Source organism: Dokdonella sp. (genome assembly GCF_051958935.1).
Classification (GTDB): Bacteria; Pseudomonadota; Gammaproteobacteria; order Xanthomonadales; family Rhodanobacteraceae; genus Dokdonella_A.
In genome coordinates, this window is record NZ_JBQCFP010000132.1 from 1 (window position 1) to 16,422 (window position 16,422).

Consider the following 16,422-nt stretch of genomic DNA (forward strand, 5'->3'; position numbering starts at 1 on the left):
GAAATGGTCATGCCGGGCGACAACGTGAAGATGGTCGTGACGCTGATCGCGCCGATCGCGATGGACGAGGGCCTGCGCTTCGCGATCCGCGAAGGCGGTCGTACGGTCGGCGCGGGCGTGGTCGCGAAGATCATCCAGTAAAGAGCCCTGAATACCCACACGCCAGTAGCTCAATTGGCAGAGCAGCGGTCTCCAAAACCGCAGGTTGGGGGTTCGAGTCCCTCCTGGCGTGCCATACGACGAGGAACCAGGCGGGGACCCGCTGATCGACGCGCAGGCGCGGTCGCAGCATCGGGAAGTCGCCACGAGATATGAACGCCAAGGTCGAAAAAGCGGGCGCGTCGAATGCGCTCGATGTCGTGAAGCTCGTGCTTGCCGGCGCGCTGCTGGTCGCGGGTCTGGTCGCGTACTACTACTTCGCGGACTGGAACGGCTGGGCGCGGCTGGGCATGCTCGTGGTCGGCGTGATCGCCGCCGCGACCGTCGGTGCGTTCACCGGTGTCGGCCGCTCGGTGCGCGAATACATCACCGAATCGCAGTTCGAGCTGCGCAAGGTCGTGTGGCCGACGATGGACGAGACCCTGCGTACGACGCTGGTCATCGTCGTCGTCGTGATCATCCTGAGCCTCCTGCTCGGGCTGATCGATCTCGTGCTGAAGTGGGTCGTCCTCGACCACCTGCTGAAACTCGGCAGTTGAGGACCTCGCCATGAGCAAGCGCTGGTACGTGGTGCACGCCTACTCGGGCTTCGAGCATACGGTCGCCCGCTCCCTGAAGGAGCGCGTCGCGCGCGCCGGCATGCAGGAGAAGTTCGGCGAGGTGCTGGTGCCGACCGAGGAAGTCATCGAGATGCGCGGCGGGCAGAAGCGCCGCAGCGAACGCAAGTTCTTCCCCGGCTACGTGCTCGTGCAGATCGAGACGCACGACGAGGGCAAGGCGTTGAAGATCGACGACGAGTCGTGGCATCTCGTCAAGGAAACGCCGAAGGTGATGGGCTTCATCGGCGGTACCGCCGATCGTCCGTTGCCGATCAAGGATTCGGAAGCCGAGGGCATCCTGCAGCGAGTGCAGGAAGGCGCCGAGAAGCCGCGGCCGAAGGTGCTGTTCGAGCCGGGCGAGATGGTGCGCGTCATCGAGGGTCCGTTCAATGACTTCAACGGCGTGGTCGAGGAAGTCAACTACGAGAAGAGCCGCCTGCGCGTGGCGGTGCTCATCTTCGGCCGGTCGACGCCGGTCGAGCTGGAATTCGGCCAGGTCGAGAAGGCCTGAGAAGCGTTCCCGACGGCTTCTGAAAACCTGCTATACTTTCCGGCTCCCCGCATGGCCGGGAGTGCGACCGGCCGCCCAGCGCGGCCGTCGGCGCACGTGGGATTCGATGCGTGAAGCCGGGACACGTGAAATTCCCGGCGCGATGGGGAGCCTGACCAACAGGCGCTTGCACCCGGAGAACGAACAATGGCAAAGAAGGTAGTCGGTTACATCAAGCTGCAGGTGAAGGCCGGTCAGGCCAACCCCTCGCCGCCGGTCGGTCCCGCCCTCGGTCAGCGCGGCCTGAACATCATGGAGTTCTGCAAGGCGTTCAATGCCGCCACGCAGAAGCTCGAGCCGGGCCTGCCGATCCCGGTCGTGATCACCGCGTATTCCGATCGTACGTTCACGTTCATCACGAAGACGCCGCCGGCGACGATCCTGCTGAAGAAGGCCGCCGGCATCACGTCCGGTTCGAAGCGCCCGAACACCGAGAAGGTCGGCAAGGTCACCCGCAAGCAGCTCGAGGACATCGCCAAGGCGAAGGAGCCCGACCTGACCGCGGCTGACCTCGATGCCGCCGTCCGCACGATCGCGGGCAGCGCGCGCAGCATGGGCCTGGTGTCGGAGATCTGAACATGAGCACGAAGATCAGCAAGCGTTACAAGGCGCTCAGCGCGAAGGTCACCCCGGGCAAGGTCTACTCGATCGACGAAGCCCTGAAGATCGTCCAGGACGGCGCCAAGGCGAAGTTCCCGGAATCGGTCGACGTCGCGATCCGCCTCGGCATCGACGCGAAGAAGTCCGACCAGGGCGTGCGCGGTTCGGTGATGCTGCCGCACGGCACCGGCAAGACGGTGAAGGTGGCGGTGTTCTGCCCGCCGGGCGAGAAGGCGGAAGCGGCGAAGGCCGCCGGCGCCGACGCGGTCGGCATGGAAGACCTCGCCGAGCGCATGCAGGGCGGCGATCTCGACTTCGGTCGCGTGATCGCGACGCCGGACGCGATGCGCGTGGTCGGCAAGCTCGGCCAGTTGCTGGGCCCCCGTGGCCTCATGCCGAACCCGAAGGACGGCTCGGTCGCGGCCGACGTCGTCACCGCGGTGAAGAATGCGAAGGCGGGCCAGGTGAAGTTCCGCAACGACAAGGCCGGCATCGTGCACTGCTCGATCGGCAAGGCCTCGTTCGAAGCGGGCGCGCTGAAGGACAACCTGAGCGCGCTGCTCGCGGACCTGCAGAAGGCCAAGCCGGCAGCGGCGAAAGGCCAGTACCTGCAGAAGGTGTCGATCTCCAGCACGATGGGTGTCGGCGTCGCCGTCGATCCGTCGTCGGTCGTCTCCTGATCGAAGTAACCGGGGCCGGCGCAGTATTCCGCGCCGCTCCACCTGCCGCGACGGCAGGGCGTGACGGCGGTCCGCGGGATCGCCGGTAGCAGCAAATTTTGAGGGCGACCGCGCGAGCGGGAGCCGTCAAAGACCGCAGGCGGCCGGGACGGCGCGATCGGGACGCAAGGATGCGTGAATTGCAGGGATCGTCCCGATCCTGTCGACGAGGCCTCAAAAGCCCAGCCTGCGTAGATGGTGTCGCCTCCTGGAAAAACCTGGTTCAACGCCTCTGGGCAGACCAGTCAGACAGGCCACCACCGGGATGCTTTCCGCATCCCCGGCGTCCAGGAAGGATGCCGTTCAGGACCGCAAGCGGCGTGAGCCGCGCGCGGAGTTCAATTGGAGGAGTGCTAATGGCTCTCAATCTGTCCCAGAAGAAAGAAGTTGTCGCCGAACTGGCAGAAGTCGCCGCCAAGGCCCACTCCCTCGTTGCCGTCGAATATGCGGGCACCACGGTCGAACAAATGACCGCGATGCGCAAGAAGGCTCGTGAAACGGGCGTGTTCCTCAAGGTTGCGAAGAACACCCTCGCCTCGCGCGCCGTCGTCGGCACCGAATACGAGTGCGTCAAGGATTCTCTGGTCGGTCCGCTGCTGTACGCCTTCTCGAAAGAGGAGCCGGGTGCAGCCGGTCGCCTGATCAAGGAATTCTCCAAGGGTAACGACAAGCTGAAGGCGAAGGTCGTCGCGATGGGTGGCCAGCAGTATCCGGCCAGCCATGTCGACGTGCTCGCATCGCTTCCGACGCTCGAGCAGGCACTCGGCATGCTGGCCCGTGCGCTCGCCGAACCGGCAGCCATGTTCGCCCGCGCCGTCAAGGCGGTCGCCGACAAGCAGGGCGGCGGCGAAGCCGCTCCGGCCGAAACGGCCTGAGTCCTTTCGCCGACCCACGCTGAACCCATTCCAGAATATTCACCGAGGTAAACATCAATGTCCCTTTCCAACGAACAAATCGTCGAAGCCGTCGCCTCGAAGACCCTCATGGAAGTCATGGAGCTGGTCAAGGCGATCGAAGAGAAGTTCGGCGTCTCCGCCGCCGCTCCGGTCGCCGTCGCTGGCCCGGCTGCCGCCGCTGCCGCTCCGGCCGAGGAGCAGACCGAATTCACCGTCGTGCTGAAGAGCGCGGGTGACAAGAAGGTCGACGTGATCAAGGCGGTCCGCGCGATCACCGGCCTCGGCCTCAAGGAAGCCAAGGACCTCACCGAGGCCGGTGGCGTCCTCAAGGAAGCCGTGTCGAAGGACGACGCTGCGAAGTTCAAGAAGGATCTCGAGGCTGCCGGCGCGACCGTCGAAGTCAAGTGACGCCAGGATGGCGTCACCCCGGACGGCACAGGACGTGCGTTGATCCGGGGTCCAGCTCTTGATGAGTACAGGAAGACGAAAAGCAAAGACTGGATTCCGGCCTCCGCCGGAATGACGAACCCGAAGCCTGGGGGCGAAAGCTCCCGGGCTTTGCCCGTTGCGGCGACGCCGAAGCGGGCATGGGAAATTGCGATGGAGTCCTCATATGAAGGGGTTCCCCGCGCCATTTCCGATGTCCGTTTACCCGCCGGTTTTCTTCCAGCGACGTGCCGCCGTCGCGCGCTGTACGAGGTGTGCCCCTCATGACTCAGACGACCTACTCCTTCACCGAAAAGAAGCGTATCCGCAAGGATTTCGGCAAGCGTCCGCCGGTGCTCGGTGTCCCTTTCCTGCTGGCCATCCAGGTCGACTCGTACCGCGAGTTCCTGCAGGCCGAGGTCGACCCCAACGCGCGCGACGACAAGGGCCTGCACGCGGCGCTGCGTTCGGTGTTCCCGATCACCAGCTACTCCGGCAGCGCGGCGCTCGAGTACGTCAACTACCGCCTCGGCGAGCCGCCGTTCGACGAGCGTGAGTGCCGTTCGCGCGGCATGAGCTACGGCGCGCCGCTGCGCGTGACCGTGCGCCTGGTGATCTACGACAAGGAGTCGTCGAACAAGGCGATCAAGTACGTGAAGGAGCAGGAGGTCTACATGGGCGAACTGCCGCTCATGACCGACACCGGCACCTTCATCGTCAACGGCACCGAGCGCGTGATCGTCTCGCAGCTGCATCGCTCGCCGGGCGTGTTCTTCGACCACGACCGCGGCAAGACACACAGTTCGGGCAAGCTGCTGTACAGCGCGCGCGTGATCCCTTACCGCGGCTCGTGGCTGGACTTCGAGTTCGATCCGAAGGACGCCCTGTTCACGCGCATCGACCGTCGCCGCAAGTTGCCGGTGACGGTGCTGCTGCGCGCGCTCGGCTACACCAACGAAGAGATGCTCGCGATCTTCTTCGAGCACAACGTGTTCCATCTCGGCAAGAAGGATGGCGCCAGGCTCGACCTCGTCGCCGAGCGCCTGCGCGGCGAAACGCTGAACTTCGACCTGCGCGTCGACGATGCAGTCATCGTCGAGGCCGGCAAGCGCATCACCGCGCGCCACGTCAAGCAGCTCGAGAAGGCGTCGATCAAGTCGCTCGAAGTGCCCGACGAGTACCTCGTCGGCCGCATCCTCGCGCACGACGTCGTCGACACCAAGACCGGCGAGCTGCTCGCGTCGGCCAATGACGAGCTCAACGACGCGCACCTCGAGGCATTCCGCAAGGCTGGCGTCGACAAGATCGCCACGCTGTGGGTGAACGACCTCGACCGCGGTGATTACATCTCCAAGACGCTGCGCATCGATCCGTCGAAGACGCCGCTCGAAGCGCTCGTCGAGATCTATCGCATGATGCGCCCCGGCGAGCCGCCGACCAAGGATGCGGCGCAGAACCTGTTCCAGAACCTGTTCTTCTCGGCCGAGCGCTACGACCTCGATCGCGTCGGTCGCATGAAGTTCAACCGCCGCGTCGGCCGCAAGGACGACAGGGGCCCCGGCATCCTCTACGACGGCAAGTACTTCGGCGAGCGCGGCGACGAGCTGTCCAAGTCTCTGGTGAAGGAGTTCGGCGCGGGTTCCGACATCCTCGACGTGATCAAGGTGCTGATCGAGATCCGCAACGGCCGCGGCATCGTCGACGACATCGACCATCTCGGCAACCGTCGCGTGCGTTCGGTCGGCGAAATGGCCGAGAACGTGTTCCGCATCGGCCTCGTGCGCGTGGAGCGTGCGGTCAAGGAGCGCCTGTCGCTGGCGGAGGCCGACGGTCTCACGCCGCAGGACCTCATCAACGCCAAGCCCGTCGCGGCCGCGGTGAAGGAGTTCTTCGGCTCCTCGCAGCTGTCGCAGTTCATGGACCAGAACAACCCGCTGTCCGAAGTCACCCACAAGCGCCGTGTCTCGGCGCTCGGCCCGGGCGGCCTCACGCGCGAGCGCGCCGGTTTCGAGGTGCGAGACGTGCATCCGACGCACTACGGCCGCGTCTGCACGATCGAGACGCCGGAAGGCCCGAACATCGGCCTGATCAACTCGCTCGCCGTATACGCGCGTACCAACGACTACGGCTTCCTCGAGACGCCGTACCGCAAGGTCAACGGCGGCAAGATCACCAACCAGGTCGAGTACCTGTCGGCGATCGACGAAGGCGAATACGTGATCGCGCAGGCGAACTCGCCGCTGAACAAGGACGGCACGTTCGTCGAAGACTTCGTTTCGTGCCGTTTCCGCGGCGAATCGGAGCTGCGTCCGGCGAGCGAGATCAACTACATGGACGTCTCGCCGATGCAGACCGTGTCGGTCGCGGCGGCGCTCGTTCCGTTCCTCGAACACGACGACGCGAACCGCGCGTTGATGGGCGCGAACATGCAGCGCCAGGCCGTGCCGACGCTGCGCTCGCAGACGCCGCTGGTCGGCACCGGCATCGAACGCGCGGTGGCGCGCGACTCCGGCGTCACCGTCGCCGCCAAGCGTGCCGGCGTGATCGACCAGGTCGACGCGGGCCGCATCGTCGTGCGCGTCAACGAGGACGAGATCGGCGAGAACGATGCCGGTGTCGACATCTACACGCTGACCAAGTACACGCGCTCGAACCAGAACACGAACCTCAACCAGCGTCCGCTCGTCAACGTGGGTGATCGCGTCGCGCGTGGCGACGTGCTCGCCGACGGTTCGTCGACCGACCTCGGCGAGCTCGCGCTCGGCCAGAACATGCTGGTCGCGTTCATGCCGTGGAACGGCTACAACTTCGAGGACTCGATCCTGCTCTCCGAGCGCGTGGTCGAGGAGGATCGCTACACGACGATCCACATCGAAGAGCTCACCTGCGTCGCGCGCGACACCAAGCTCGGACCGGAGGAAATCTCCGCCGACATCCCGAATGTCGGCGAACAGGCGCTCGCGCGCCTCGACGAGTCTGGCGTCGTCTACATCGGCGCCGAGGTCAAGGCCGGCGACATCCTGGTCGGCAAGGTCACGCCGAAGGGCGAGTCGCAGCTGACGCCGGAAGAGAAGCTGCTGCGCGCGATCTTCGGCGAGAAGGCGTCCGACGTGAAGGACAGCTCGCTGCGCGTGCCGCCGGGCATGGACGGTACCGTCATCGACGTCACGGTCTTCACCCGCGACGGGATCGAGAAGGACAAGCGTGCGCGCCAGATCGAAGAGATGGAGATCAAGCGCATCAAGAAGGACTTCGACGACCAGTTCCGCATCCTCGAAGGCGCCATCTACAACCGCCTGCGCTCGGCGCTCGTCGGCAAGGTCGCCAACGGCGGCCCCGGTTCGCTCAAGAAGGGCGCGGAGATCACCGACGACTACCTCGACGGCCTGAAGAAGGACGAGTGGTTCGCGATCCGCATGAAGGACGAGGACGCGGCCGAGTTCCTCGAGCGTGCGCAGGAGCAGGTCAAGCGCCACAAGGAGGAGTTCGACCAGCGCTTCAAGGCGAAGCAGGCGAAGATCACCGCCGGGGACGACCTCGCCCCGGGCGTGCTCAAGATGGTCAAGGTCTATCTGGCCGTGAAGCGCCGCATCCAGCCGGGCGACAAGATGGCCGGCCGCCACGGCAACAAGGGTGTCGTCTCGATGATCGTGCCGGTCGAGGACATGCCCTACGCGAAGGACGGTCGTCCGGTCGACATCGTGCTGAATCCGCTCGGCGTGCCGTCGCGAATGAACATCGGCCAGATCCTCGAGGTGCACCTCGGCTGGGCGGCCAAGGGCCTCGGCGAGAAGATCGACCGCATGATCAAGGCGCAGGCCAAGGTCGCGGAATTGCGCAAGTTCCTCGATGAGGTCTACAACTCGAATGCGAGCAAGGAAGCCGCCGCCGGCCACCACGTCAACCTGAAGTCGCTGACCGACGAGGAACTGCTCGCACTCGCGCAGAACCTCACCGACGGCGTGCCGATGGCGACGCCGGTGTTCGACGGTGCGTTCGAGGAAGAGATCAAGGCGATGCTGAAGCTCGCGGACCTGCCCGAATCCGGCCAGACCACGCTGTACGACGGCCGCACCGGCGAGGCGTTCGATCGCCCGGTCACGGTCGGCTACATGCACATGCTGAAGCTGAACCACCTCGTCGACGACAAGATGCACGCGCGTTCGACCGGTCCGTACTCGCTCGTCACGCAGCAGCCGCTGGGCGGCAAGGCGCAATTCGGCGGCCAGCGCTTCGGCGAAATGGAAGTCTGGGCGCTCGAGGCGTACGGCGCGGCGTACACGCTGCAGGAGATGCTGACGGTCAAGTCGGACGACGTGTCGGGACGCAACCAGATGTACAAGAACATCGTCGACGGCGACCACGAAATGGTGGCCGGCATGCCGGAGTCCTTCAACGTGCTCGTTAAGGAAATCCGCTCGCTGGCGATCAACATGGAGCTGGAAGAAAGGTGAAGCGGGAAAGGGGAATCGGGAATGGGGAATCGTCGAGAAGCTCCGACGAACCCGCACAGGCCCGGTTCCCCGCATCCAATGATTCCCGATTCCCAATTCCCGATTCCCGGAGATTCACATGAAAGACCTGCTCAATCTCTTCAACCAGCAGCGCCAGTCGCTCGATTTCGATTCGATCAAGATCGCGCTGGCTTCGCCCGACCTGATCCGTTCGTGGTCGTTCGGCGAGGTGAAGAAGCCCGAGACGATCAACTACCGCACGTTCAAGCCCGAGCGTGACGGCCTGTTCTGCGCGGCGATCTTTGGTCCGATCAAGGACTACGAGTGCCTGTGCGGCAAGTACAAGCGCATGAAGCATCGCGGCGTCGTCTGCGAGAAGTGCGGAACGGAAGTGACGCTGGCCAAGGTGCGCCGCGAGCGCATGGGCCACATCGAGCTCGCCTCGCCGACCGCGCACATCTGGTTCCTGAAGTCGCTGCCGTCGCGCATCGGCCTCATGCTCGACATGACGCTGCGCGACATCGAGCGCATCCTCTATTTCGAAGCCTACGTCGTGGTCGACCCGGGCCTGACCGCGCTCGAGCGCGGCCAGCTGCTCAATGAAGAGCAGTACCTGCAATCGGTCGAGGAGCACGGCGACGAGTTCGACGCGCGCATGGGCGCCGAAGCCGTCTACGAACTGCTCAAGACGATCGATCTCAACCAGGAACTGATCCGCCTGCGCGAGGAAATCGCTTCGACGAACTCGGAAACCAAGCTCAAGCGCCTCAGCAAGCGCATCAAGCTGGTCGAGGCGTTCCTCGAGTCGGGCAACCGTCCGGAGTTCATGGTGCTGACCGTGCTGCCGGTGCTGCCGCCCGACCTGCGCCCGCTGGTGCCGCTCGACGGTGGCCGCTTCGCGACGTCGGACCTCAACGACCTGTATCGCCGCGTCATCAACCGCAACAACCGCCTCAAGCGCCTGCTCGAGCTCAATGCGCCCGACATCATCGTGCGTAACGAGAAGCGCATGCTGCAGGAAGCCGTGGACGCGCTGATGGACAACGGCCGTCGCGGCCGCGCGATCACCGGCACCAACAAGCGCCCGCTCAAGTCGCTCGCCGACATGATCAAGGGCAAGCAGGGACGCTTCCGCCAGAACCTGCTCGGCAAGCGCGTCGACTACTCCGGCCGTTCGGTCATCGTGGTCGGCCCGACGCTCAAGCTGCACCAGTGCGGCCTGCCGAAGAAGATGGCGCTGGAGCTGTTCAAGCCGTTCATCTTCTCCAAGCTGCAGCGCCGTGGCCTCGCCACGACGATCAAGGCGGCCAAGAAGCTCGTCGAGCGTGAGAGTGCCGAGGTGTGGGACATCCTCGAAGAGGTGATCCGCGAACACCCCGTGCTGCTCAATCGTGCGCCGACGCTGCATCGCCTCGGCATCCAGGCGTTCGAGCCGGTGCTGATCGAAGGCAAGGCGATCCAGCTGCATCCGCTCGTCTGCACTGCGTTCAACGCGGACTTCGACGGTGACCAGATGGCCGTGCACGTGCCGCTGTCGCTCGAGGCGCAGCTCGAAGCGCGTGCGCTGATGATGTCGACCAACAACATCCTGTCGCCCGCGAATGGCGAGCCGATCATCGTGCCGACCCAGGACGTCGTCCTCGGTCTCTACTACATGACGCGCGCGCTCGAGAACGCGAAGGGCGAGGGCATGGCGTTCTCCAACGTCGCCGAAGTCCATCGCGCCTACGACAACCGCGCGGTCGAGTTGCACGCGAAGGTCAAGGTGCGCCTGCACCAGGTCGAGTTCGACGAGAATGGCAAGCGCACCGAGAAGACGACCCTGGTAGACACCACGGTCGGTCGCGCGCTGCTCGCCGAGATCCTGCCGGAAGGCCTGCCGTTCGCCCTGGTCAACATCGAGCTGACCAAGAAGGCGATCTCGCGCCTGATCAACCAGTGCTATCGCCGCCTCGGTCTGAAGGACACGGTGGTCTTTGCCGACCAGCTCATGTACACGGGCTTCCACTACGCGACGCGCGCGGGCATGTCGATCGGCATCGACGACATGAAGATTCCGGGCGAGAAGAAGGGCATCCTCGAGGAAGCCGAAAAGGAAGTCACCGAGATCCAGCAGCAGTACCAATCCGGCCTCGTTACCGCCGGCGAGCGCTACAACAAGGTCGTCGACATCTGGTCGCGCACCAACGAGCGCGTCGCCAAGGCAATGATGGACGGCATTGGCTCGGACAAGGTCAAGACCTCCAAGGGCGACGTGGTCGAGCAGAAGTCGATGAACTCGCTGTTCATCATGGCCGACTCCGGCGCGCGCGGCAGCGCGGCGCAGATTCGCCAGCTCGCCGGCATGCGCGGCCTGATGGCGCGTCCGGACGGCTCGATCATCGAAACGCCGATCAAGGCGAACTTCCGCGAAGGCCTGAACGTGCTGCAGTACTTCAACTCGACCCACGGTGCTCGAAAGGGCCTCGCGGACACCGCGCTGAAGACCGCGAACTCCGGCTACCTGACGCGCCGTCTCGTCGACGTCGCGCAGGACGTCGTCGTCACCGAGACCGACTGCGGGACCAAGGCCGGCCTCACGATGGCGCCGATCGTCGAAGGCGGCGATGTCGTCGAGGCGCTGAAGGATCGCGTGCTTGGTCGCGTGGTCGCCGAGGACGTGTTCGCTCCGGGCAACGACGAAGACCCGATCGTGCCGCGCAACACGCTGCTCGACGAGGCGATGGTCGAGAAGCTCGAGGCTGCCGGCGTGCAGTCGGTGCTCGTGCGTTCGCCGATCACCTGCGATGCACGCTTCGGCGTCTGCGCGATGTGCTACGGCCGCGATCTCGCGCGTGGCCACCTCGTCAACATCGGCGAAGCGGTCGGCGTGATCGCCGCGCAGTCGATCGGCGAGCCGGGCACCCAGCTGACGATGCGTACCTTCCACATCGGTGGTGCCGCGTCCCGGGCCGCCGCGGTCGACAACGTGCAGGTGAAGACCACCGGTACGCTGAAGTTCACCAACCTGAAGACTGTCGCGCACAGCGCCGGCCATCTGGTCGCGGTGTCTCGCTCGGGCGAACTGTCGGTCATGGACAACCATGGCCGCGAGCGCGAGCGCTACAAGGTGCCGTACGGCGCGGTCATCGACGCGCGCGACGGCGCGGCGGTCAAGGCCGGCCAGACGGTCGCCAAGTGGGACCCGCATACCCATCCGATCGTGTCGGAAGTCGCCGGCGTGGTCCGCTTCATCGACTTCCAGGACGGCATCACCGTGCAGGAGCAGGTCGACGAACTGACCGGCCTCGCCAGCGCGGTCGTCACCGATCCGAAGCGTCGCGGCGGCACCGCCAAGGACCTGCGTCCGATGGTGCGCCTCGTCGACAAGAAGGGCGGCGAACTGCGCCTGCCGGGCACGGACATCCCCGCGCAGTACTTCCTGCCCGCGGGTGCGATCGTTTCGCTGCAGAACGGTTCGGAGGTGGGCGTCGGCGACGTCGTAGCGCGTATCCCGCAGGAAACGTCCAAGACCCGCGACATCACCGGCGGTCTGCCGCGCGTGGCCGATCTGTTCGAGGCGCGCAAGCCGAAGGAGCCCGCGATCCTCGCCGAGCGCTCCGGCATCATCAGCTTCGGCAAGGACACCAAGGGCAAGCAGCGTCTGATCATCCGCGACACCGACGGCAATGAGCACGAAGAGCTCATCCCGAAGTGGCGCCACGTGATCGTGTTCGAAGGCGAGCACGTCGAGAAGGGCGAAACGATCGTCGACGGCGAGCCCAACCCGCACGACATCCTGCGCCTGCTCGGCGTCGAGCCGCTGGCTGCCTACCTCGTCAAGGAAATCCAGGACGTGTACCGCCTGCAGGGCGTGAAGATCAACGACAAGCACATCGAGGCGATCATTCGCCAGATGTTGCGGAAGGTCGAGATCGCCGAGTCGGGTGACACGCGTTTCCTGCGAGGTGAACAGGTCGATCGTTCGCGCCTGGTTGAGGAGAACTCGCGGGCGGAGGCGCGCAACGAGCGCGTCGCCGAGATGCTGCCGGTGCTGCTCGGTATCACCAAGGCGTCGCTGGCGACCGAATCGTTCATCTCGGCGGCTTCGTTCCAGGAAACGACGCGCGTGTTGACCGAAGCGGCCGTGCGTGGCACGCGCGATACCTTGCGGGGCCTCAAGGAAAATGTTATCGTCGGGCGCTTGATTCCGGCCGGCACGGGCCTCGCCTACCACGCCCAACGGCGCAGCAGGCAGGGCGCGCTGACCGAGCAGGAACGCGAAACGCTGGGTGCCACCAGTTCGGTGGCCGAGGCAGTCGCCGAAGACGGCGATTCGCATTGATCCAGGCCCCATGGGGCCAAGCCCCATCGGGCTGATTCGACCAGGCCTGCGAGAGCGGGCGTCCGGGTGAACCGGATCTCCCCGTAGCGGGGTGGCGATCGGCCGGGGCAGTGCGACGACATCGAAAAGAGGCGAAGGATTCGCCTCGTGTTCGAGGGCAGGAAGCGAGGCGCTGGACGCGCGGCGGGTTGACCGTCGCGTTAGGCGCACGTTATACTCTTTTGTCTCGGCAGGCCGAATTCTTTCGGCCTGCCTTTTGTTTCCCGGCAAATCCGGGTTTTCCTCCAAGATCTCGCAGGCACGGTTCAAACGCATGTCAACAGTCAATCAGCTGGTACGCAAGCCGCGCAGCCCGAAGACGTACAAGAGCGCGTCTCCGGCTCTCGCGAACTGCCCGCAGCGTCGCGGCGTCTGCACGCGCGTCTACACGACCACGCCGAAGAAGCCGAATTCGGCTTTGCGCAAGGTCGCCAAGGTGCGCCTGACGAACGGCTTCGAAGTCATCAGCTACATCGGCGGCGAAGGCCACAACCTGCAGGAGCACTCGGTGGTGCTCATCCGCGGCGGTCGCGTGAAGGACCTGCCGGGCGTGCGCTACCACACGGTGCGCGGCAGCCTCGATGCGGCCGGCGTGACCAAGCGTCGCAAGAGCCGTTCGAAGTACGGCGCGAAGCGTCCGAAGAGCTGATCGCTCGTATTCCACGACAGGCGCTTCGGCGCTTGAGTATCAAGCGGCCCGCGTGGCCGCATCATTGAGAAGATATCCATGTCACGCAAAGGTCAAACCCCGACTCGTACCCTCCTGCCCGATCCCAAGCACGGCAGCCAGGTGATCGCGCGCTTCATCAACATGGTGATGCAGAGCGGCAAGAAGTCGGTCGCGGAAAAGATCGTCTACGGCGCGCTCGACCACATCGGCGAGAAGCATGCCGAGCCGGTCGCGCTGGTCGAGAAGGCGCTCAACAACGTCGCCCCGGCGGTCGAGGTCAAGTCCCGCCGCGTCGGTGGCGCGACGTACCAGGTGCCGGTCGAAGTGCGCTCGACGCGCCGCACCGCGCTGGCGATGCGCTGGCTCATCGACGCGGCGCGCAAGCGCGGCGAGAACACCATGCCGCGCAAGCTCGCGGCCGAACTGCTCGAAGCTTCCGAGAACCGCGGTGGCGCGGTGAAGAAGCGCGAGGAAACGCACCGCATGGCGGAAGCGAACAAGGCGTTCTCGCACTACCGCTGGTAAGCGGTTTTCGCGTACGCACGGCGATTCGCCCGAATCGCGTCATGCGGGGCTCCGTGCCCCGCGCATGAACACGACCGCAGCCGGGACGGCTGCTCCATCGCGGGACAGGATCCCGGGAAAGGTAATTGACAATGGCTCGCACCACTCCTATCGAGCGCTACCGCAATTTCGGCATCATGGCCCACATCGATGCCGGAAAGACCACCACGACCGAGCGCATCCTCTATTACACCGGCGTCAATCACAAGATTGGCGAGGTGCACGAGGGCGCCGCGACGATGGACTGGATGGAACAGGAACAGGAGCGCGGCATCACGATCACGTCGGCCGCGACGACCTGCTTCTGGACGGGCATGGACCGTTCGTTCCCGCAGCATCGCTTCAACATCATCGACACCCCGGGGCACGTCGACTTCACGATCGAAGTCGAGCGTTCGCTGCGCGTGCTCGACGGTGCGGTGTTCGTGCTGTGCGCGGTCGGCGGCGTGCAGCCGCAGTCCGAGACGGTATGGCGCCAGGCCAACAAGTACGGCGTGCCGCGTCTCGCGTTCGTCAACAAGATGGACCGCACCGGCGCCGACTTCGACAAGGTCGTCGGCCAGCTGAAGGCGCGCCTTGGTGCCAACCCGGTTCCGATGCAGGTGCCGATCGGCGCGGAAGACGCGTTCGAAGGCGTCGTCGACCTGGTCAAGATGAAGGCGATCTACTGGGACGCCGAGTCGCAGGGCATGTCGTTCGAGTATCGCGACATTCCGGCGCACCTCAAGGACGTCTGCGACAAGGCGCATTCGTTCCTCGTCGAATCGGCCGCCGAAACGTCGGAAGAACTGATGAACAAGTACCTCGAGGAAGGTTCGCTTTCCGAGGACGAGATCCACGCGGGTATCCGCGAAGCGGTGATCGGCAACAAGCTGATCCCGGTTTTCTGCGGCACCGCGTTCAAGAACAAGGGCGTGCAGGCGATGCTCGACGCGGTCGTGCGTTACCTGCCGGCTCCGTCGGATCGCCCGCCGGTCAAGGGCATCGACGAGGACGAGAAGGAAGATTCGCGCAATGCCGATGACGCTGCGCCGTTCTCCGCGCTCGCGTTCAAGATCATGACCGATCCGTTCGTCGGTTCGTTGACGTTCTTCCGCGTCTACTCGGGCGTGCTGAACTCGGGCGACACCGTCTACAACCCGGTCAAGAGCAAGAAGGAGCGCGTGGGCCGCATCCTGCAGATGCACGCGGCCGAGCGCAGCGAGATCAAGGAGGTCCGCGCGGGCGACATCGCCGCGGCGGTCGGCCTGAAGGACGTCACCACCGGCGACACGCTGTGCGCGACCGACAACGTGATCACGCTCGAGCGCATGACGTTCCCGGACCCGGTCATCGCGATGGCGGTCGAGCCGAAGACGAAGTCGGACCAGGAAAAGATGGGCATCGCCCTGTCGCGTCTCGCGCAGGAAGATCCGTCGTTCCGCGTCCGCTCGGACGAAGAGTCGGGCCAGACGATCATTGCCGGCATGGGCGAGCTGCACCTCGAGATCATCGTCGATCGCATGAAGCGCGAGTTCAACGTCGAGGCGAACGTCGGCAAGCCGCAGGTGGCCTACCGCGAGACGATCCGCAAGGCCGTCAAGCAGGAAGGCAAGTTCGTGCGCCAGTCGGGCGGCAAGGGTCAGTACGGCCACGTCGTCCTCGAGATCGAGCCGCAGGAGCGTGGCGCGGGCTACGTGTTCGAAAACGTGACGGTCGGCGGTTCGGTGCCGAAGGAATACGTGCCGGCGGTCGACAAGGGTATTCGCGAAGCGATGACCAGCGGCCCGATGGCCGGCTACCCGGTCGTCGACATCAAGATCAGGCTCGTCGACGGTTCGTACCATGAAGTCGACTCGAACGAAATGGCGTTCAAGATCGCCGGCTCGATGGGCTTCAAGGAAGGCTTCAACAAGGCCAACCCGGTCCTGCTCGAGCCGATCATGAAGGTCGAGGTGGTGACGCCCGAGGACTACATGGGCGACGTGATGGGCGACCTGAGTCGCCGGCGCGGCGTGCTGCAGGGCTCGGACGATTCGCCGTCCGGCAAGGTCATCAACGCGATGGTGCCGCTCGGCGAGATGTTCGGCTACGCGACGAGCCTGCGCTCGATGTCGCAGGGCCGCGCGACGTTCACGATGGAGTTCGATCACTACGCCGAGGCGCCGAACAACATCGCCGAGGCGGTGATCAAGAAGGGTTGACCGGCGCGATCCCTCGGGGTCGCCGGAAGTATCGAGAAGCGGCCCTTCGGGGCCGCACTGTCCAAAAATAGTCTGCTTTGAGGTTGCAAGTCATGTCGAAGGAAAAATTCGAGCGCAAGAAGCCGCACGTGAACGTGGGCACGATCGGCCACGTCGACCACGGCAAGACGACGCTGACGGCGGCGCTGACGAAGATCGGTGCGGAGCGCTTCGGCGGCGAGTTCAAGGCGTACGACCAG

At 64.9% G+C, this 16,422-nt stretch carries 12 protein-coding genes, 1 tRNA gene and 1 pseudogene; all 14 read left to right on the forward strand.

From position 1 onward, the window contains the following. Positions 1-141, forward strand: a pseudogene (locus ACTHK2_RS13035) (hypothetical protein); the annotation flags it as partial. A gap of 18 nt (positions 142-159) precedes the next feature. After that, a tRNA-Trp gene (locus tag ACTHK2_RS13040) sits at positions 160-235 on the forward strand. Positions 236-311: 76 nt separating this feature from the next. Next, the gene (gene secE / locus ACTHK2_RS13045; RefSeq protein WP_440246155.1) at positions 312-698 is read left to right on the forward strand and encodes a preprotein translocase subunit SecE; all 387 of its coding nucleotides are present in this window, start codon (positions 312-314) and stop codon (positions 696-698) included. A gap of 10 nt (positions 699-708) precedes the next feature. Continuing rightward, positions 709-1,269 carry a transcription termination/antitermination protein NusG gene (gene nusG / locus ACTHK2_RS13050; RefSeq protein ID WP_131995014.1) on the forward strand — a complete coding sequence of 187 codons (561 nt, stop codon included), beginning with the start codon at positions 709-711 and terminating at the stop codon, positions 1,267-1,269. A gap of 186 nt (positions 1,270-1,455) precedes the next feature. Beyond that, positions 1,456-1,884 (forward strand): 50S ribosomal protein L11, encoded by a 429-nt coding sequence (gene rplK / locus ACTHK2_RS13055; protein ID WP_182518765.1) that lies wholly within the window; start codon positions 1,456-1,458, stop codon positions 1,882-1,884. A 2-nt stretch (positions 1,885-1,886) separates the two neighbouring features. Further along, positions 1,887-2,588: a 50S ribosomal protein L1 gene (gene rplA, locus ACTHK2_RS13060; RefSeq protein ID WP_440246156.1), complete on the forward strand. Its 702-nt coding sequence runs from the start codon at positions 1,887-1,889 to the stop codon at positions 2,586-2,588. Positions 2,589-2,983: 395 nt separating this feature from the next. Then, complete coding sequence (rplJ, locus tag ACTHK2_RS13065) at positions 2,984-3,502, forward strand: 50S ribosomal protein L10 (protein ID WP_440246157.1); 519 nt, start codon at positions 2,984-2,986, stop codon at positions 3,500-3,502. Between the two features lie 57 nt (positions 3,503-3,559). Next, on the forward strand, positions 3,560-3,931 hold the full coding sequence (gene rplL, locus ACTHK2_RS13070; RefSeq protein ID WP_440246158.1) for a 50S ribosomal protein L7/L12: 372 nt from the start codon (positions 3,560-3,562) through the stop codon (positions 3,929-3,931). A gap of 302 nt (positions 3,932-4,233) precedes the next feature. After that, a complete protein-coding gene (gene rpoB / locus ACTHK2_RS13075; RefSeq protein ID WP_440246159.1) occupies positions 4,234-8,403 on the forward strand; it encodes a DNA-directed RNA polymerase subunit beta in 4,170 nt (1,389 codons plus the stop codon). Between the two features lie 118 nt (positions 8,404-8,521). Continuing rightward, positions 8,522-12,727 carry a DNA-directed RNA polymerase subunit beta' gene (gene rpoC, locus ACTHK2_RS13080; RefSeq protein WP_440246160.1) on the forward strand — a complete coding sequence of 1,402 codons (4,206 nt, stop codon included), beginning with the start codon at positions 8,522-8,524 and terminating at the stop codon, positions 12,725-12,727. Positions 12,728-13,040: 313 nt separating this feature from the next. After that, the gene (rpsL, locus tag ACTHK2_RS13085; RefSeq protein WP_440246161.1) at positions 13,041-13,415 is read left to right on the forward strand and encodes a 30S ribosomal protein S12; all 375 of its coding nucleotides are present in this window, start codon (positions 13,041-13,043) and stop codon (positions 13,413-13,415) included. A gap of 78 nt (positions 13,416-13,493) precedes the next feature. Continuing rightward, the gene (gene rpsG / locus ACTHK2_RS13090; protein WP_131994989.1) at positions 13,494-13,961 is read left to right on the forward strand and encodes a 30S ribosomal protein S7; all 468 of its coding nucleotides are present in this window, start codon (positions 13,494-13,496) and stop codon (positions 13,959-13,961) included. Between the two features lie 131 nt (positions 13,962-14,092). Further along, on the forward strand, positions 14,093-16,183 hold the full coding sequence (fusA, locus tag ACTHK2_RS13095) for an elongation factor G (protein ID WP_440246162.1): 2,091 nt from the start codon (positions 14,093-14,095) through the stop codon (positions 16,181-16,183). A gap of 92 nt (positions 16,184-16,275) precedes the next feature. Further along, positions 16,276-16,422, forward strand: a 147-nt coding sequence (locus tag ACTHK2_RS13100; protein WP_331651203.1) for a GTP-binding protein, incomplete at its 3' end; no start/stop codon positions are given.